This window comes from Lysinibacillus sp. NPDC096212 (genome assembly GCF_044763105.1).
In the GTDB taxonomy this organism is placed as follows: domain Bacteria; phylum Bacillota; class Bacilli; order Bacillales_A; family Planococcaceae; genus Lysinibacillus.
Genome location: NZ_JBIWFQ010000023.1, coordinates 46,263 through 64,847, shown reverse-complemented (window position 1 = coordinate 64,847; position 18,585 = coordinate 46,263). Strand labels below are relative to the sequence as shown.

Sequence of the window (18,585 nt, the reverse complement as noted above, 5' to 3'; positions counted from 1 at the left end):
ATTTTTTAGAACGGAGCAATTGATATGAATGGAGCACAAAAAGCGTTTTTTGAGGAAAAGGAGCGTTCACTTGGCGTTCGTCTAAATGATGTGCAGACGCAGGCGGTGTTGCAAACGAATGGCCCGCTGTTACTATTGGCATCTCCCGGTTCAGGAAAAACGACGACGATTATTATGCGTATTGGCTATATGATTGAGGCGCTTGGTGTGAATCCTTCTCGCATAAAGGCTGTCACGTTTAGTAAGGCATCGGCAAATGATATGAAGGCACGTTTTGCAAAGTTTTTTCCGCATTTGCCACAAGTTGATTTTTCGACGATTCATAGTTTAGCATTTCAAGTTGTGCGGCAGACACTTGAACGTCAGGGCATTACGTACGCCATCATTGAAGAATCGGACAAGCCTGGAGTTGTTTCAAAAAAACGAGTGCTTCGCGAGATTTTTGAACAATTAAATGGCTCAAAAATTACCGAAGATCAGTTAGACGAGCTACTGACGTACATAACGTTTATCAAAAATAAAATGCTGCCAGAACAGGAATGGGCAATTGCAGATGTAAAGGTGCCAAGAAAAGTCGAGATTTTACAGCGTTATGAGGAATATAAACGCACTGGTAGTGACCGTTTGTTAATTGATTTTGACGATATGCTATTAATGGCGAATGATATTTTCACAAAAAATCGAGAGGTGCTGGCGCATTACCAACGCCGCTACGATTATTATTTAACGGATGAAAGTCAGGATACATCGCCAGTTCAACATGCGATCATCGCGAAGCTCGTCGCAGTCCATCAAAACTTATGCGTCGTTGCAGATGAGGATCAGGCCATTTATAGCTGGCGCGGTGCAGAGCCAGATTATTTGTTGAATTTCCAAAAGATATATCCGGAGGCGCATGTTTTACTTATGACGCAAAACTATCGTTCATCTGCAACGATTGTAGAGCCAGCCAATCTATTCATTCAGCGAAATAAAAAGCGTTATAACAAACAAATGTTTACGGAAAATCCTGCAGCAGAGCCAATCTCGTTTAAAATCCTAGAGAATTACCATTTACAGGCCAAATATTTAGTGGACCAGTTGAAAAAACTGTCTAAGCGCGGCACAACGGCTATTTTATATCGAAATAATATGTCAGCCATTCCGCTTATGGACGCGTTTGACAGAGCAGGTTTGCCTTTCTATATGAAAGATTCCACGATTCGCTTTTTCACACATTGGGTCGTGGACGATATTTTGAACTTCATGCGTTTAGCGTACAATACAAAAAATATTACGGTATTTGAAAAAGTTTACAGAAAAATGAATGCTTATATTACACCAACGCAATTGAAGGCGCTACAGAAAGTGCAGAAGGATGGCTGTGTATTCACACAGTTGTTAGAGCATGTTGAGTTAAAGGATTATCAGCCTGAATATATTAAGCGAATTCGCAAAACGTATGATAGCATTCAATTTGATAAAACAACGCCATCAGCCATGCTAGAGCATATCCGTTATGACTTTGGTTATGAGCGTACCTTAAAGAAAATGAGTGAGAAACTCGGTTTTAATTATGAAAATTTACTAGATATTGTGGATGTACTTGGTATAATTGCTCGTCATACGCCAACGATGACCGATTTTGCGGGTCGTTTGAAGCAGCTTGAAAATTTAGCACGATCGTCTCATATAAAAAATGAATTGAATGCAATTACACTGACAACATTACACAGCTCAAAAGGCTTGGAATTTGACCGTGTGTATTTAATTGACTTGATTGAGGGGATTTTACCTAGCGAGGCAGAAGAAGAAATTGAGGAAGAAACGCGACTCTTTTATGTCGGTATCACGCGTGCTATTCGCCATTTGGAATTAATTTCGTATAATAAGCGCTTTAAAACAAGTGTGGTGCCATCGATTTTCATGAAGGCGTTAAAACAAATCGTCACACCGCAGGAATTACCAATTAAAGCGCCAAAAAGTCCGAGTAAAGCACAGAAGCGATACCGTAATGAACGGACGATTACAACCGAGTCAGCGTTAATCGTTGGCTCAAAAGTAAATCATGTGATCTTTGGAGAAGGGGAAATATTAGCCGTTACGAGTAGCACGATAGAATTGTCATTTGCTACGGGGCTTAAGAAGTTTTTGACGGATACATGTTTACAACAAGGCTATTTAGAAACGATGGAAGATTAAATGAAGCGTATTCGAGAAATTTTCGGATACGCTTTTATAGTAGTGCTATTTTATAGGGGTTCCTTGATGGAAAAATAAACACCTTTGCTCATCATGTTCTTCCCGCCAAATGAAAATATTAGTTTATACCACATTAATTGATTGGCATTACGCAGCGATTAATCATCCGGAAAATTTTGAACCTGATGGCGTTCATTTAGTACCTGGAGGAATTAAAACCGTAACGAACTTAATTCAACAAGCCATAAATATCGGGACTAATAAGTTGGCATAGCTATAAATAGAGGATACTATATACAATGCTCAATTGTTTAAGATTTGAAGCATTTTGTTTTAATAGGGAGCCTCAGTAATATTTCTCTTTAGTATGTTATATAGCGGGACTTTTTGAATTGTTCTAAAATACCGAACTATATGTAAATTAAAGATTACAAAAACACCTGTTGCTGAAAATTACTATCTTTATTAAGTGTCTTCCGTAGCTTTTATTGTGCGCTGTGAGAGCGATCGAGATGGGCAATGGTACGTGTAACGGAATCTCGATACGCCTCATAGCGTTATTTTTAAAAGTAAATGTCTAATTATTTATACAATTCTATTGGTTTAGTTTACATAATATAAATACCTTATTCTTAAATTTTTTATCGGATGTTTCCTATAATTTATCGTTCAAAAGGGGATTATTCATACAAATTGTCCTAATAATCGTTTACAGTATATTTGCCAAATATTAAAAAATATTCATATAAGTAATACTTACGTAAGTAGCAAACATTATGTTAACTTTCTGAAAATATGAAGCAGTTTTTCCTTCTTTGAGAAATGCTCTTTTCGCACAGATTGTTGCTATACTTGGAAATTCCGCTTATTGAAAATGTAATTATTTTGGCTGCAGCTTTTCTATTACAATTAGCAATACGAATACTGAAAAATTAAACGTCTTAAACCTAAGATAGATCATTAAAACAAAAAGATAAACAGCCTTTACTAGATAGTTGATTTTACATATAATATTCGTGTTTTACTCAATTTATGAAGTATCCAGCTGATGGATGAAAAGCACTTTCATTATCAAAACACGAACATTTAAAGTATTTTCAATTATAATAGTTCGTCAATAGTCCTCTGTCAGTATTTTTGCAAACAATCGTCTCTAACAATATATATCACTTTAATCCTCTTACTTTCCAAATGATGCTTCTGAAGGATATTTCTCTGAAAGAAATTGTTCAGCAAGGAAGGATAACTCTTGCTGAACAAAACTTTAAATATGATGAATAATAATTTTACTAATCCAAGCAGCAAATATAATCCAAATAATTATAAAAAGAATGCCAACAGTTGGGAAGTAAATTTTTTGTTTGCTCGATCACTTCAATGCTTGGATTACCAAAAGCGTAATACCCATCTTCTTTATAGTCATTTCCCCAAAACGGTTGCATAAGTATAACCTCTTTTCATAATTAACTGTAAACTCTCTTAGCAAAGAAATTATAACATGGTAAAATATAGATCGATATATATGGTAAATGACGTAATGAACTATATTCAAAAATCTAATGTAAGGAGCGAAAATACATATGGCGAGGAAGAGAAAAACGTTACCGAAAAATTTTAATGAACTAATTGAAGCAGGTGATATTGCGGCATTACAAGAGGTATTTACAAAGTGCGAGCTAGATGCATATGGTGGTTATAGTAAAACAACAGCCTTAAGTTTTTTCAATGTACCGGATGAATTGGTTCGCTGGCTCGTGGAACAGGGGGCAAATATAAATGCGAGAGACAATTACAAAAGTTCGGCTTTACATAATCAGGCAATAAGTTGGCGGGGGAATATTGAATTGCTTCTTGAGTTAGGTGCAGATATAGAAGCCTTGGATTATCAAAACGAAACACCTTTATTTGCTGCGGCTGCTTTTTTTAAACCAAATGCGGTGCGCACATTGGTTTCTAAAGGCGCAAATATTAGCGCGGTAAATATGATGAATGAGACGCCTTTGGACAAAGCTTTAGCAGTATGTAGAAATATAAATATTGTTGATCTAGTGGAAGTTTCTGAGATCTTTCTGAGCGCGGGTATAGCTGTAACGCCGGAAATGAAAAATTCTATTAAGCGAATTGGAAAAGACTTTGAATTTCACAGAGAAGGTTTTAATAAAGAATATTTGAACGAAACGGATGAGGCACTTTCCCGTCTTTATGAGCTATTTGATGTTCCACCAGTAGAGAAGCGAAAAACGCATGATGGTACGTCTCCAATAACAGTATCTACAAAGGGCTGGCAGGCGCAACATAATGAACTTTGGAATTTACTAATTCCTTCGCAAGGACATGCGCAAACTGTACAAGGAGAGGTTATTCGTATTACTGGTAAAGTCTCATACGAAATTTTAGATAACGGCGGCATCAACTGGGATAATGATTTTCGTAAAATGCTCAAAAGTTTGAACCATTACTTTAGCTTAGGTACGCCATTACATCCCGCTGTACTTCAGGAGTCTATCACTTTAGCGAAAGAACTTCACAATGGCGATGGAGATGAGGAACCTGCGAGACTATGCGAGTTGGCAGTGCAATGGGTACTTAGCAATCCGAATCCGATTATTTTAGAACAGCCCGAATATAAGCGCTAACATATTTAACGAATCCAATAATCATTTTTATAATCATTACTATCCCCTTTTCTAAGCACTTAAAGGCTCAGAAAAGGGGATGCCGTAAGTGATGCAACGTGAAGCTGGTAGGTGGGAGACCTGCCTTATGTGTTACTCACTGTTGGTAAGGAAAGACTAATAGTTGAGATGTATTAGTTATTTCAATTCCTTATAATTTATAGTGCATAAGAAGGTATGTCGATTAAAACTTGTAAGAGAAAAAGATAGCTAAAACTTTAGCTTCTAGAAATATAAAAAACGAAAAACACAAACGTTTTCACGAGCATTTGTGTTTTTTTGTAACGTGTCCAAACTTACATTATGGAACTTCTTTGTGCTTATCGTTGTAAATGCATACATTTAATGCCAGCCATATACAATAATCGGGCGCAATTGTGAAACATAAAAAAAATGGGATGTTACATATTAGCCATGTATAATATGTAACATCCCTGATTTTTTTACGATTTAGACCTTGATAAAGTATGATAACCACGATTATCTAAGGCGCCCCATTAATAAAGTCTAAGCATTAGAAACAAATTTTGATAAAACTAGTACTCAAGGATTAAAACCATTGAAATTAGGCTCCGCACTTTTGGTTGTATTAAAAGGACCTACACCAATATACCCAAAGGAGCAACTATTCTTCAGACCCACCCTGGTGACCTGCATAGTTGCCCTCACCGGGATCAAGATCAATGACTATGCGGTGCGGAACAGCCAATGCATATTGATGCTCGCAGCGCCAACGCATCTCCTCTGTAAAACCAATCGTTTCTCCATCTGTAATAATATCACCTTGATTAAACAAATAATAAGCAAAGTTAGTCAAGCAGTCTGCAACCTCATTGGTATCCATATCATAGAAGTGGCATTGCACATCAGGAATGCCTAGTGCAGCAAGCCCAATGGAATCCATGAGACCTTCCTGGCGTTCACTGCCAGTACCCTCAACATTGTAGAACCGAATGTTCAATGCTCCATACAATATTTCGCCCTCATCAATAGCAGCCAAAAACACGGATGGCTCGACCAACTTATTGCTTTCTCTAAAATAAATCGCAGCGCAAGGGACCGTTTCCACTATTGCACGAAGAACATTCGTATGTAGTTCCAATCTTTTTTGGGGCTCAAGTCCAGATGCCATCATATCGACAAGTAACAATGCGTAACTACACTCTTGCAACGTTTGGCCTGCTTCATTCCAATGCCAACTTTGCTGTAAAGCGGCTTCATAATCAGATATCGGACCTACATTCATGCCAGTAAGCGTTGTATGCGCAGGCATTTCTCCTTCTGCATATTTCACCATATAATTCAAATGAAAGAAATGAAGCATTTCGCCTTTCTCATGTTGCTCATAGGGCTCCCATACTGCCAGCGACCCACTCTTTTCATTTTGTGGTCGATCTGTTTTCCCCATGTATTGTTCTATCTTGCTGTAGAGTAGTTCGCGGTCCACAACTGGCTTTTCTTTAAACAGTAGTTCAATAGCATAAACTCTAGCAAATCCGAAGTCTTTCTCTTGCTCTATGATTTCATTCATAAGGCACTCTCCTTCATTCTGTATTGATTTCTTAATCATATATTGATGTGTTCATCAACTTCATCAAGAATACACGAAAGATTACCAAGCGCCTATCTTACTTTTTCCCTATCATTGCCAATTATGAGTTTAACATATGGTTTTGAAATAATTGGTATTATGCAATCGGGCGCGATTGTGGAATACGCGTCGCTGTAAGTAAAGCATTCTCAACTATCTAAAAAGATCATTAAACAAAAGGTAGTATCCTTGAAAGAAAGTAATTGAAAAGAAGGGGATTGAAGCAACAAAAAAATTATTAGATATGATTGTTCGTAATTAATCCTTACAAAAGATAATTAACGAACTATTTTGCATTAAACAATCCAAAACATTCGTATTAAGATGATAAAAATGCTACTCGTCCATCGGCTAAACACTTTATTGATTAATTAAAACACGAATATTATATATAAAGCTTCTTTCACAAGTGTTTGTAGGATAAACATTATTTATTATTCAAAGGACTGTAAAAACAACAATCAATGGGAAAACCCCAAGTTATACAATGTTAACGCTACTTCTAAACGTTAATTTGTATTTAACTTGGGGTTTGTCCGTTTAAATGAATAACACGATTACAGAAAAAAGCACTTTAGAAGAAGCATATATGGAGCAAGAGCAATATAGTGTTTGGTCATTAAATTCCAAGAAAGTATATCAGAGAAAAATTAAAAAGATTTCTGAACATATGAAGAGCCTAGAATTAGAACCAACAAACGAGAATGTAACAAGTAAATACTGCAAAAAATGGTTAAAAGATAACTATGAAATCTATAAGCCAAGAACTAAATCAACAGAAAAGTACAATGACTTCTCTATATAGATACTTAAATAATGAGGGGGTAGTAAATAATAATCCATTTTTGAACGTAACCATTGAAAATTATTCAGGTGAAACGCATTTTTCTAAAGAATATTATGGAGCTGTATCAAGTATATAAAGCAGCACATGAATTACAAGCAGATGGAGTAAACATTCTCGCACCGATGCTGTTGGGTATTTATACTGGATTACGTAATACGAATTTAATCAAACTAAAGGTTAAATCGCTAAAAAGGGAGGATATAAAAAATAATCAGGAGGAAATAGAAACACCAATCATTAATTCAAAAAATAGAGAAGGATTACTACCAATCCCACCAAAAGCAATGGCTGTACTTTGTGCATATGCTCAAGGAAAGTCACCAGACGATCCTTTGCTTTATGGTTTAAAAGGAAAGGCTTTTGCTAACAAGCAGATGAATTACATTGTTAAAAAGGATGGATTATAGAAATGCCGGTCTCCAATGGAAGTGACATGAAAAAGAAAACTAAAACAGAAAAGTATTTTACCCCACACGGACTACGATATTCAATAAGCAGGCATATTCCATGATATGGGGGTCCAAGATAATTCTATTCGAATGCTGCTATTACATTCTAAAAAATCGTCTTTAGGTGCTTTAGATAGCTATTTCCTTAGGTCTTCTCGAGAATTAAAACAGCTACGTACTGCACAGATGTTATTGGAAACAGTTCTTAAAACCGCATTAGAAATGGAAGAGAAGTTTGGTGAACTAATGGATTTAGAAACGATCTATGAACAACTACCAGTAGCATTTGAAAATCTATTAAAAAATCCACACTATATTAATGAATTTAAAGATCAACTAATTCGTTTTACTTTTTTTAAAATGGAGCAGGCAATGTTATCGAATACAAGTCCTTATTCTAATAATGCTACACTTTTTTCTAATCCTTCAATAGAAGGTAAAAATGTAACATCACCGTTTCAGACAACTGATTGAAACCCTTATTCTTATCGTCAACAAGTCGGGTTTCAATCAGAAGGATTTTCAATGGGCGTCAACAAATATGAATAATCCTTATCAACCGCAGTTAACAACTAATCATTATCATTCTATATCCAAATCATTTGAACGGTTACGATTTTTCTAATAAAAAATAACTACCCAATTACGGCTAGTTGCTTCCACTTAAAGAATAAGAAATCGAAATATTCAAAAACAATCAATTGCTTTCTTTTTCTGTTCAAACTCAACATGGGTATAGACTTGAGTTGATGTAATACTCTCATGACCGAGTAGTTCTTGAAGTGTACGTAAATCAACGTTTTCTTTATTTTGCTGTAACATCAACGTTGCAAAAGTATGCCGTAAGTGATGTAGCGGGTAGGTGGGAGGCCTGCCTTTTTCAACACATCTTTAAAGATGACATGTAAACCCCGCGGATCTAATCCTTACGATTTTTATTTAGAAAAACAGGTTCTGTTGGATAAATTTGATATGCTCTTAAAGAAGCTTTATAGGATGCCAGAAGCGGCATTAAGTGTGGATGAAGGGGCAATATCCGTTCTTTTTTCCCTTTTCCATCAATTCGAATCGTTTCATTTACCAAATCAACTTGTTCCCATGTTAATGAAACAAGTTGTATAAAAAGAAAGAACCTTTGAAAAATTTTTTTGGATGATGATAATAAAGTCGTTTAAATCATAATTTAAAAAATAATAAAGTATTTAAAATTAAATTGTCGATTATGCTCTTCAACAAACGGGGAAGGAACTGTTGCGGAACTGAATCTGATGAACTTTGGGAGGTCTGAATTTGTCCATCGAGAAAATCCTATCGATTGTGGCCGTATTGTTCTTTTTGAGTTATTTCATTTTTTTTCTCATACTTCACTTTAAGAAAACAGGCTATCATCCTATTCGACATGCTGTAAGTGACTACGGTGTAGGTGCTACAAAAAATTTATTTTTAATTTACGCTTGGTTCAGCAATTTAGGGGCATTGTCACTTTCTATCGTGTTGTTGAATGTAAAAGATCGCTTCTCCATATCCGCGTCCATTCCGATTTTAATCATTCTAATGGTCATCTCCCGTATCCTCATGTTATTCTTTCCAACTGACCTAGAAGGAGGAAAACTTACGGTTCAAGGAAAACTCCATTACTTATTTGCTATTCTTGCGTTCGCTTTTTCCTATATGGTCATTGATCGTGGAGGAAGTCATTTAAAATTACTGGAAGGCTTTAAAAATCTAAATCAATTTTTTAACATCGTAACCATAGTTTCTTCTATCTCGCTTGGGGCTGTTATTGTAACTATGTTCAAGCCTTTGCGATTTATCTTTGGGATTTGTGAGCGAGTGTTCCTGTTGTCAATAAACATTTGGTTTATTGTCTTAAGCATCTGGTTCGTTTACATTCTTTGATAAATGAATGTATTGGTAGGAGGTTTTTAACAATTAAACAAACACGCGTGATTGTTGCTTTTATTTAAAGTCAAATTATAAGCTGAAACTATTATAAATAGTGAGTTCTTATTTAATGTCACACATTATATGTATAAAAATTAAAAGGATAGAAGAGCTTAAACAAATTCGCTCTATCTATCCTCTTTTTACCAAAGATGCCCTTATTTACTACAACAATTAAATCAACTCCAATGTTGCATTAAGGAGCTTGTATCAATTATTAATTGTACATTAAAGCCTATTTCTTAAACTTCTAGGTAATAAAAGATATAGGTTGTTTTCTCAAAGAACGGGGTAGTTTAGTTGAAGAGTGGTGTTTTACATGTGTTCAACAATCGGGCCAGGTTTGTGGAATAAGCGTCTGATTCCTTCTTTAACTATAGAGTATTTCAGTTGAGGAAGCTAAAGTTGAATATGTATAAGAAAAATAGACTCGATTCCACTAAAATAGGAACTAAGCCTATATAACTCACTAGCACCTATTTGTTGCCACATACACTCCGCACATTGTGAAGAGGTTGCTTAATTGGAATTAAACTGAATAATTCGATATAAAATAGGGTCATTTTATCAATAACGATAATTTGATCTTTTTGATTTGACAACTTATTATTCATGAATGATTTTGTAGTCTCACTATACTATTGATGTTCAGATTTAGGAATAAAAATAAAAGCAATATCTCCTGTTGTCGCTAAACACACCGTCAGTTCTTTTCATATTTAATATTAGTGTGTAAAGAATGGAAATCCATGATGGGGGAAATAATGTAGTTCTCTATTGCAAATAACAATTCAAAATAAAACAAAATCAATACGGAGGTAAAAAAATGAATGTCCTTGATTGTATCATTATAGGTGGAGGTCCTTCTGGGTTAAGTGCTTGCTTAACTTTAGGAAGGGCTAGGAGAAACATTGCATTATTTGACGATGGAATGAATAGGAATAGAGTGACACAATCGTCACATGGATTTATTACTCGAGATGGGATAAAACCACAAGCGTTTAAAGAAATAGCGTTAAAAGAGTTGGAGAATTACCCGTCCGTATCATATTTTACTGCAACAGTTACTGAAATCATAAAGGATATAGGTAATGAGCGATTTACTGTCAAAACATCTACTAGTGAGGAATTTGTTTCAGAAAAAATAATACTCGCCACCGGTATTCAAGAAATATTTACTATATCAAGTATAAGAAAGTTTTATGGGAAAAGTCTATTTAGTTGTCCATATTGTGATGGCTGGGAGCAAAAAGATAAGCCATTAGTGGTTATTGCAGAAAAAGAAGAGCATGTACTGCATTTGACTAAGTTAATTTATAATTGGTCGCAGGATTTGGTTGTCTTAACGAATGGAGTTCAATTATCTAAAGAAGGTAAAATAGAGTTACAAAAACACAATATCAAAGTTATATCGGAAAAAATAAAAGACTTAATAGGTAATGACGGTTACTTACAAAAAATAGAGTTTGAAACAGGAGCAACAATTATAAGATCGGGTGGATTTGTTGCCCCATCTTATTATCGCCCAAATCAGTTTGCTGAGAAGCTTGGCTGTGAAATTCATGAAAATGGAAAAGTTATAACAGATGGTGTTGGTAGAACAACCCAAAAAAACATATATATCGCAGGGGAAACAGAAAGATCTAAACCATCCTCTTTAATGATTTCAGCTGCTAAAGGTAATAAAGCTGCGGTTTCAGTAAATACTGATCTAACGATGGAACGCTTTTGATTACGTCATAACACCTTCTGCTTTAACTAAATAGGAGCTTTGCCAATATAATTAAACACATCAGCGCCAATGTGTTGCCACATATACTCCAAACATTGTTTTAGAGTTAGTATAAGAATTTACGAAGAACGGATTTTGATTTTAGAATTCGTTTTTTCTTGTTGTTTAAAAAGGATTAAAGGTTTTTTTGTTGAAGTTATTGAACTAACGGCACAGCTTAGTTTATAAACTTATTCAACAATCGGGCGCAATTATTGAATAAGCTCTTTATTCTACTTCAACGAACAGGGTGCTATAGTTCAATAAGAATGGGACTTGTGTTCAATGCAGGAAATCGACCGGATCTTACGATTAATTGCTAACTACGCTTTTCAATTGATTCAGCAGCAGAATGTGTGCATGCTTTAGCGACACTAATTGATCCAAATGTGCATAGTTGTGGCACAGTAAGAGCACATGGAGAAGAAATATTAGGCCAACCAGAAAAGGACTTCTATATAGTCGGAGCTAAAAGCTATGGACGTGCACCAACATTTATAACGGGTTATGAACAAGTGTTCAATAACAGCATATTTATCAGATGATGAAGAAGCTCCGAAACGTGTGGAATTAGAGTTACCTGATCAACTGGGATAATGATTTTCGTAAAATGCTCAAAAGTTTTAACCATTACATTAGCTTTGGTACGCCATTACATCCCGCTGCACTTCAGGAGTCTATCACTTTAGCGAAAGAACTTCACAAAGGCGATGGAGATGAGGAACCTGCGAGACTATGCGAGTTGGCAGTGCAATGGGTACTTAGCAATCCGAATCCGATTATTCTAGAACAGCCCGAATATAAACGCTAACATATTTAACGAATCCAATAAGCATTTTTATGAACAATACTATCCTCTTTTCTAAGCACTTAACGGCTAAGAAAAGGGGATAGTATGCCGTAATTTGCTTTAGGGGCCGAACAAATACGCAAGACTATGGATATTTGTGTTAAAGTTCGGGTTCTGCGCATAGGTTATTTGAGTTATAAGACAATTGGTTTTTTAGAAAATTAGATAGATTAATGATTCAAAACTTCAGGAACTAGAGGAGTTGATGATGCTTTCGAATCTCATACAGTGGTTATTCAATACTCATTTTTATAATTATTTGCCATATTTAAATCTCTATATGAAACTTAAAAAATTTGTTCTGCTACCAATTCTGAAAGAGTTTTAATTGCATAGTCAATTTCATTTAAGGATGCATAAGAATAAGAAATTCTTAAATATTGATCAGAGTGAAACTCATACAAATCTCCAGGGTGAACAAGTATTTTCCGACTTAAGGCTTTAGTAAAAAGCTGATACATGGATATACCTTCATTTAACTTAAGCCAGATGAAATATCCGCCCCTAGGGATATTCCATGTACCGATGCCGGTAAAATATTTCTTTAATGCTTCAAGAGCAACATCTCTTCGGATCTTAACATTTTTCCTCATTATATCGTTATGCTGATAATAAAGACCACTAGAGAATAGTTCTGTGGTTACATTCTGGGAGAGTGAGCTCGTTCCATAATCAGTTTGCATTTTTATATCTGCCAATCTTTCAATGACTTTTTCTGATCCAACAATCCATCCAATCCTGAGACCAGGACTTAAATTCTTCGATATTCCACCAATATATAATACAAGTCCATTGTTATCAAATGCCTTTATTGGCTGTGGAGGTTGTTCATCAAACCAAAGCTCCCTATATACATCATCCTCGATAATAGGCAAACGTTCCCTATCACACGCATCAACAAGCGTTTTTCTTCTTTCAAGTGACATGACACTCCCGGTAGGATTTTGAAAAGTAGGTATTGTAAAAAGCATTGCTCCTTTTCTCCGCCTATGTCGATCAACCAATTCTTTTATTTCTATACCTTCTTCATCCAGCTTAATTCCCGAAGGCTGCATTCCGAACGATTGAAAGGTTCTAAGAGAGTATAGGTAGGATGGCTTTTCAACATATACTACTGAGTTCGTGTGCAAAAGGCCAAGGGAAATAAGCTGCAGTGCCTGCAAAACACCAGAGGTAATCAAAACTGAGGATGGATCAGCTTCTATTCCTATTGTTTTAAGGTATGTGCATACCTCTCTTCTTAGATGGATATTTCCTTTTGGTTCTTCATAACCCAGCGATGCCATAGACTTAGACAGTTTTTTTAGTACGCCCTGAATCATTTTGTTAGGTATTAATTCAGGGGAAGGTTCGCAGGACCCCATTCTGATGATATCAGGTTGGAATTCAGCCTGATTGATCTGCTGCATTATATTTTGATTTGTTTGATGTAATCCCGAAGATATATAGGGGAGCCAATTATGTGAATGATTACTGGACATTAATGTCCATGTATTGTTTATTACTTTTGTACCTCCACCAGCATTACCGCTAATAAGGCCTTCAGCTGCCAGCTCTTCAAGGGCAGATACTACGGTACTTCTGTTTACACAGAAAATTTCAGAAAGTGTCCGCTGACTTGGCAATTTGAAACCAACTGGCCATTCACCAGTTGCTATTTTATCTTTTATGAAATTAACAATCTGTATATTCAATCGATAAGGACTATTTCTATCAGGTCTCCAGTTGATATCCAACATAAAATTCCTCCAAAATCATAGTATTTTTACTCTATCATTTGGTTGGTTAAATAACAACCAAGAATGGTTGGATACTTTTTGTTGTTGTTCAAATACAATTACATTAACAGATATTAAAATTTTTAAGGAGAATGATAACTATGGTACCAATAAGAATTCTAAGTGATAATGATGTTAAGAACATTCTAGATATCAAGAATACAGTAGCATGTGTAGAAAAAGCCTATGCGCTTAAAGCCAACAATCAGGTGAGACTATTCTCCATGGTATCTGAGGTGATTTTTGAGGGTAGGGCAGAAATGGATATTAAATCAGGGATGCTTAATGAAGAAGATGTGTTTGGATTAAAACTCGTTTCATGGTTTGGTGATAATAAAAATCAAGGGCTTCCAGCTATAACTGGGCTGACTATGTTATTTGATTTGAAGAATGGGTTTCCTAAGGCAATGATCAACGCAAGTTATTTGACAGGAATGCGTACTGGAGCAGCAGGTTCAATAGGCGTGAAACACCTGTCAAAACAAGATTCAAAAACACTAATAATTGTAGGTACAGGAGTTCAGGCGATTTTTCAAATAGCAGCCACTCTATCTCAAGTTCAGACAATCAACAAGGTATATATATATGACCCCGTAAAATATGAAAATGCATCAAAATTCCAGTATTCAATAAAGACGGAACTATATAAAATCATAAATGATATCAACGATACTTATAATAAGTGCTGGAAACAAAGAATTGAGTCAGTTCAGTTTGTAGCTGTAGAAAATCCAGTGAAAGCTTTGGAAGAAACCGATGCAGTAATTACGATAACGCCTTCGCGGAAACCACTGATTTTTAAGGAGTGGATTAAGCCAGGCATACATTTCAGCTGTGTGGGGGCAGACATGACTGGAAAACAGGAAATAGATGAAAAGATCTTTGAGGTAGCTTCTGTATATGTAGATGATATTACACAAGCATCGACAGTCGGAGAAACACAAAGTGCTATAAGGGCTGGTATATTAGGCAAAAACAATTTGACTGAAATCGGACAATTCATACTTGGAAATGCGAAAGGACGTACAAGTGATGAAGAAATTACGATTTTTGATAGTACTGGCATAGCATTGCAGGATCTTGCAGTTGCAAAATATATTGTATCAAAAGCAGAAGAAATGAATGTTGGGACAATCGTGCAAATATAAAATCGATATACAATTTGGAGGGATCATATTATGAAGTTAAAAGTTTATACATTAAATTCATTTGCAAAATCCATTGAGGGAGGGAACCCTGCCGGAGTGGTACTTAGCGCTGATTATCTATCAGATGAGGACATGAAAAAAATAGCAGGTATCATCGGTTTTAGTGAGACTGCTTTTGTCATGAAGTCAGACCTTGCTGACTTCAAGGTTAGATTCTTTACACCTAATGAAGAGGTTGATCTTTGTGGCCATGCAACGATAGCAGCGTTCTATACACTTTCAAGCCAAGGATATATTAAACCAGGAAAATATTCTCAAGAAACAAAGGCCGGAATTTTAAATGTAGAAGTAATGGAAGACCTATCAATTATGATGGATCAAAATGCTCCAAGCTATTATGAAATAATAGACAAGGAGGAAATTGCAGATTCCTTAAATATTACTATAGATGAAATGTTGGGGGATCTACCAGTGCAAATTGTATCTACTGGCCTTAGGGATATACTTGTACCGATTAGAAACTTAGATATATTAAATTCTATAAAGCCAGATTTTGAAAAAGTAACAAATATCAGCAGTAAATATAATACCATTGGTTATCATATTTTTACCCTTGAATCACTAAAGGGTTCAAATGCTCACTGTAGAAATTTGGCACCTTTATATGGAATTCCAGAAGAATCTGCAACTGGTACATCCAATGGTGCCCTTTCATGTTATCTATATAAATATGGTAAAATCAAACCTGAACATGTTATTAATATATCTGTTGAGCAAGGTTACTCTATGAAAAAACCTTCAGAAATAGTTATAGCGTTAACCACTCAAGGGAAAGAAATTATTGAGGTAAAGGTGGGCGGAAAAGCATTGAATTTGTCTGAAACAGAGGTTGAAATATAATTGTAGAATATAAATTTCTAATAAATTGAAATAATAAGATAGCCGGATTAGGTGTTATGTTACATCTATTATGGCTGTTTTTTATCCTTGGTAATATGTTGGCTATTATTATAGCCAATGTTCTTAGTTGCATTATTTATTTTCTTTGTATTTAGGTCTCCGAATATAAATCTATGGATTCCAATTTTCTTATATGTTTTGATAGACATTGAGTTTATTGTATCGTTAATTTTAGGGGTCAAGTCTAAAAATATAACTGTAAAGGTGTTCAGTATTCTTTCAAACATTACATTTATGATACCGTTATCAATATTTATATTTCTGTTACTGTTGGCAAATGGAATTTCTGGACCATAGAGAATCAAAATCAAGGAAACTCGTTAGGGCTTCCTTAATTTATTATTCGATTATCAACAAAATAATTTAACAGAGCCAAATTAAAAAATAATTACTTATTGTTGTTCATTTGGATATACAACGTTAAGAGCAAAAAGTCCCCAAATCTCGCTTTGGGAATGTTAAACTTTAATTACACGAGGGGGCGAAAAAATGGATTATACTAAAATCTATAATGAGGAACTGATTGCCTTAGTAAAAGAGAAAATAAAGTCAGTCGGTGAAATTAAAGCGGTGAAGTTTTTGAGAGAGCAAACAGGTATGTCCTTAATACAGGCAAAAAAATTTGTAGATTTTTGTAAAGAATAGACATAAAAATTAGTGTCAATAAATTAACCTGTGTTTTATTGCAACAATATTTATAAAGCATACAAAATAAATATAATAAACGTTCCCAAATAAAAGTTTGGAAAGAAACTGAAATCCAAGAAATGCTGTAAAACCAACATTTCTTGGATTTTCCTTTGAATATTGTCTATGCAGCTTTTTATGCAAATATAGAAACATGTCTACTATAGTGCTTTTCAATATTATTCAGAGTGTGTTAGCTGAATAATAATCAGTAAATTTGACGCTTTAAACCTGCATTATTTAATCGTCCTATACTTCAATTACAGGGGCTTTAGTTGAAAACGATCTTAAACAACCGGGCGCTTTTTGTAATGAGGAAAGCATCTTTCTTCATGAAAAGGGCCATATTGTTTAATTGTTAAACCGAATTCTATATATGGTAAAATTATGTTATAGAGAAGGGGTTGCATGAATTTTTCTGGAGATACGGTAGATATGGTTGGATTGTTGTTTCCGTTAATACCTATATTGTTAGTAGTGTTACTATTAAGATGGGTTCAGATCATTTGAGTAAATATTAAAATCCAAATTGAACAAAACAAAGAAATCATCTCTTTACTCAAAAAATAGTAGAGAAAAGATAAGAGGAGATAAAAAGCAATGATTGAACAATGTATATGTGATGAAACATATGATTTAAGAGTAGAAGCAGATATCGGAGCTGATGCTATATGGTGTAATAAATGCCTCAGTAACTTTGAAATATCATATGTTCCAATTTCCATCGAACTACAATCGGAATTAACAAAATGGATATTAAAATATGGTGAGTGGATTGATTGGACTAATGATGGAATAGTTCCTAATGGGATTGAACTTGAAGAAATACATAATCAACAAGGATTAAAGCTAACGGAAAAAGTAAGGAAGGAACTTGAAGGGAAATACAAAGTTTCATTTTCCCCTTCTACATTTGCGAAAAGGCATGCAAACAAAAAGAAGTAAACTGGTATATAAGACATGAATAAAAAAATAGACCAGGCTCAAAATTATTGAGTACCTGGTTTATTTTGTTAAAAAATATCTATGCTGTCGGGTCCTTTTACAACAAGAAAAGACCCGAAGTTCTTATCCCAAAAGACCTGAAGTTCTTGTAAATGTACAACAGATATTATGGGGAATTGACGTATCCAAACCCTCCTCCACGCCAAATAATTTTAGTTTACATAATATAAATGCCTTGGTCACAACTTTCTAATTATCGGATGTTTCACATAATTTATCGTTCAAAAGGGGATTATTCGTTTAAATAATGCTAATTATCGTTTAATGTAGATTTGTCCAATATTTATGAAAATTATTCATAAGTGTGAACAAACTAAGCTGGTTGATACCTTATCTTAACAAAGGATAAAGACTTTTATTATGCGCTGGGAGAGTAATCGAGATGGGCAACGGTACGCGTTACTGAATCTCGATAGGTCTCATAGCGCTATCATTATTTTGAAAATTAGTAAATTACATCAGTTGAAGCATTAAGAAAAGATAAAGAGCACCATTTACCAGATGCTTTTTCATTGGAGTACTGTTATTCAACTAACGGCAGTTTAGTTGAATAGTGCTAACAAATGTTCAACAATCGGGCCATATTATTGAATAAAATTCTTTAATGAAAGGTTCCCAAAACGACGCTTTGGAAAGGTTTGTGCTTTGTCTAATAAACTAATTTGATAAAATAGATAAATGACACACTTATAGAGGTGA

General features: G+C 34.9%; 14 protein-coding genes and 1 pseudogene. 12 read left to right on the top strand and 3 right to left on the bottom strand.

Annotation, left to right across the window (positions count from 1 at the left end):
• The first annotated feature begins 24 nt into the window (after positions 1-24).
• Together ACIQ7T_RS19890 and ACIQ7T_RS19885 are read left to right on the top strand one after the other, a co-directional pair.
• On the top strand, positions 25-2,181 hold the full coding sequence (locus ACIQ7T_RS19890) for an ATP-dependent helicase (RefSeq protein ID WP_402872871.1): 2,157 nt from the start codon (positions 25-27) through the stop codon (positions 2,179-2,181).
• A 1,580-nt stretch (positions 2,182-3,761) separates the two neighbouring features.
• On the top strand, positions 3,762-4,817 hold the full coding sequence (locus tag ACIQ7T_RS19885) for an ankyrin repeat domain-containing protein (protein WP_370076429.1): 1,056 nt from the start codon (positions 3,762-3,764) through the stop codon (positions 4,815-4,817).
• Positions 4,818-5,481: 664 nt separating this feature from the next.
• Here ACIQ7T_RS19885 and ACIQ7T_RS19880 read toward each other — a convergent pair.
• Positions 5,482-6,387 (bottom strand): DUF4261 domain-containing protein, encoded by a 906-nt coding sequence (locus ACIQ7T_RS19880; RefSeq protein ID WP_402872868.1) that lies wholly within the window; start codon positions 6,385-6,387, stop codon positions 5,482-5,484.
• A 604-nt stretch (positions 6,388-6,991) separates the two neighbouring features.
• Between ACIQ7T_RS19880 and ACIQ7T_RS19875 the strand changes: the two genes are divergently transcribed.
• From ACIQ7T_RS19875 to ACIQ7T_RS19865, 3 genes are all read left to right on the top strand, one after another.
• Complete coding sequence (locus ACIQ7T_RS19875) at positions 6,992-7,252, top strand: hypothetical protein (protein WP_402872865.1); 261 nt, start codon at positions 6,992-6,994, stop codon at positions 7,250-7,252.
• A gap of 53 nt (positions 7,253-7,305) precedes the next feature.
• Positions 7,306-7,701 (top strand): hypothetical protein, encoded by a 396-nt coding sequence (locus ACIQ7T_RS19870; protein WP_402872862.1) that lies wholly within the window; start codon positions 7,306-7,308, stop codon positions 7,699-7,701.
• Between the two features lie 132 nt (positions 7,702-7,833).
• Complete coding sequence (locus tag ACIQ7T_RS19865; protein ID WP_402872859.1) at positions 7,834-8,217, top strand: hypothetical protein; 384 nt, start codon at positions 7,834-7,836, stop codon at positions 8,215-8,217.
• Between the two features lie 213 nt (positions 8,218-8,430).
• Here ACIQ7T_RS19865 and ACIQ7T_RS19860 read toward each other — a convergent pair whose 3' ends face one another.
• A complete protein-coding gene (locus ACIQ7T_RS19860) occupies positions 8,431-8,565 on the bottom strand; it encodes a tyrosine-type recombinase/integrase (RefSeq protein WP_402872856.1) in 135 nt (44 codons plus the stop codon).
• 468 nt (positions 8,566-9,033) lie between these two features.
• Between ACIQ7T_RS19860 and ACIQ7T_RS19855 the strand changes: the two genes are divergently transcribed.
• The 3 genes and pseudogenes from ACIQ7T_RS19855 to ACIQ7T_RS19845 form a co-directional block, all read left to right on the top strand.
• Complete coding sequence (locus ACIQ7T_RS19855) at positions 9,034-9,642, top strand: DUF998 domain-containing protein (protein ID WP_402872853.1); 609 nt, start codon at positions 9,034-9,036, stop codon at positions 9,640-9,642.
• Between the two features lie 871 nt (positions 9,643-10,513).
• Positions 10,514-11,419, top strand: a complete 906-nt coding sequence (locus ACIQ7T_RS19850) for an NAD(P)/FAD-dependent oxidoreductase (protein WP_402872850.1) — start codon at positions 10,514-10,516, stop codon at positions 11,417-11,419.
• Between the two features lie 314 nt (positions 11,420-11,733).
• Positions 11,734-12,055 (top strand): annotated as a pseudogene (locus ACIQ7T_RS19845) (flavoprotein); the annotation flags it as partial.
• 540 nt (positions 12,056-12,595) lie between these two features.
• Here the strand turns inward: ACIQ7T_RS19845 and ACIQ7T_RS19840 are convergent.
• The gene (locus ACIQ7T_RS19840) at positions 12,596-14,047 is read right to left on the bottom strand and encodes an aminotransferase-like domain-containing protein (protein WP_402872847.1); all 1,452 of its coding nucleotides are present in this window, start codon (positions 14,045-14,047) and stop codon (positions 12,596-12,598) included.
• A 140-nt stretch (positions 14,048-14,187) separates the two neighbouring features.
• Between ACIQ7T_RS19840 and ACIQ7T_RS19835 the strand changes: the two genes are divergently transcribed.
• The 4 genes from ACIQ7T_RS19835 (at position 14,188) to ACIQ7T_RS19820 (ending at position 17,826) form a co-directional block, all read left to right on the top strand.
• Positions 14,188-15,234: an ornithine cyclodeaminase family protein gene (locus ACIQ7T_RS19835; protein WP_402872844.1), complete on the top strand. Its 1,047-nt coding sequence runs from the start codon at positions 14,188-14,190 to the stop codon at positions 15,232-15,234.
• Between the two features lie 30 nt (positions 15,235-15,264).
• A complete protein-coding gene (locus tag ACIQ7T_RS19830; RefSeq protein WP_053595025.1) occupies positions 15,265-16,134 on the top strand; it encodes a PhzF family phenazine biosynthesis protein in 870 nt (289 codons plus the stop codon).
• Between the two features lie 549 nt (positions 16,135-16,683).
• Positions 16,684-16,839, top strand: coding sequence for a hypothetical protein (locus ACIQ7T_RS19825; protein ID WP_169786300.1), 156 nt, complete (start codon positions 16,684-16,686; stop codon positions 16,837-16,839).
• 642 nt (positions 16,840-17,481) lie between these two features.
• Entirely contained in the window at positions 17,482-17,826 is a 345-nt protein-coding gene (locus ACIQ7T_RS19820) for a hypothetical protein (protein WP_402872841.1), read from the top strand.
• The last annotated feature ends 759 nt before the right edge of the window (positions 17,827-18,585 follow it).

Excerpts from the sequence above, each read along its gene's own strand:
- ACIQ7T_RS19860 (WP_402872856.1), bottom strand. The coding sequence starts at position 8,565 with ATGTTACAGCAAAATAAAGAAAACGTTGATTTACGTACACTTCAAGAA.
- ACIQ7T_RS19835 (WP_402872844.1), top strand. The coding sequence starts at position 14,188 with ATGGTACCAATAAGAATTCTAAGTGATAATGATGTTAAGAACATTCTA.
- ACIQ7T_RS19885 (WP_370076429.1), top strand. The coding sequence starts at position 3,762 with ATGGCGAGGAAGAGAAAAACGTTACCGAAAAATTTTAATGAACTAATT.
- ACIQ7T_RS19830 (WP_053595025.1), top strand. The coding sequence starts at position 15,265 with ATGAAGTTAAAAGTTTATACATTAAATTCATTTGCAAAATCCATTGAG.
- ACIQ7T_RS19880 (WP_402872868.1), bottom strand. The coding sequence starts at position 6,387 with ATGAATGAAATCATAGAGCAAGAGAAAGACTTCGGATTTGCTAGAGTT.
- ACIQ7T_RS19840 (WP_402872847.1), bottom strand. The coding sequence starts at position 14,047 with ATGTTGGATATCAACTGGAGACCTGATAGAAATAGTCCTTATCGATTG.
- ACIQ7T_RS19825 (WP_169786300.1), top strand. The coding sequence starts at position 16,684 with ATGGATTATACTAAAATCTATAATGAGGAACTGATTGCCTTAGTAAAA.
- ACIQ7T_RS19875 (WP_402872865.1), top strand. The coding sequence starts at position 6,992 with ATGAATAACACGATTACAGAAAAAAGCACTTTAGAAGAAGCATATATG.
- ACIQ7T_RS19820 (WP_402872841.1), top strand. The coding sequence starts at position 17,482 with ATGATTGAACAATGTATATGTGATGAAACATATGATTTAAGAGTAGAA.
- ACIQ7T_RS19850 (WP_402872850.1), top strand. The coding sequence starts at position 10,514 with ATGAATGTCCTTGATTGTATCATTATAGGTGGAGGTCCTTCTGGGTTA.
- ACIQ7T_RS19890 (WP_402872871.1), top strand. The coding sequence starts at position 25 with ATGAATGGAGCACAAAAAGCGTTTTTTGAGGAAAAGGAGCGTTCACTT.
- ACIQ7T_RS19865 (WP_402872859.1), top strand. The coding sequence starts at position 7,834 with ATGCTGCTATTACATTCTAAAAAATCGTCTTTAGGTGCTTTAGATAGC.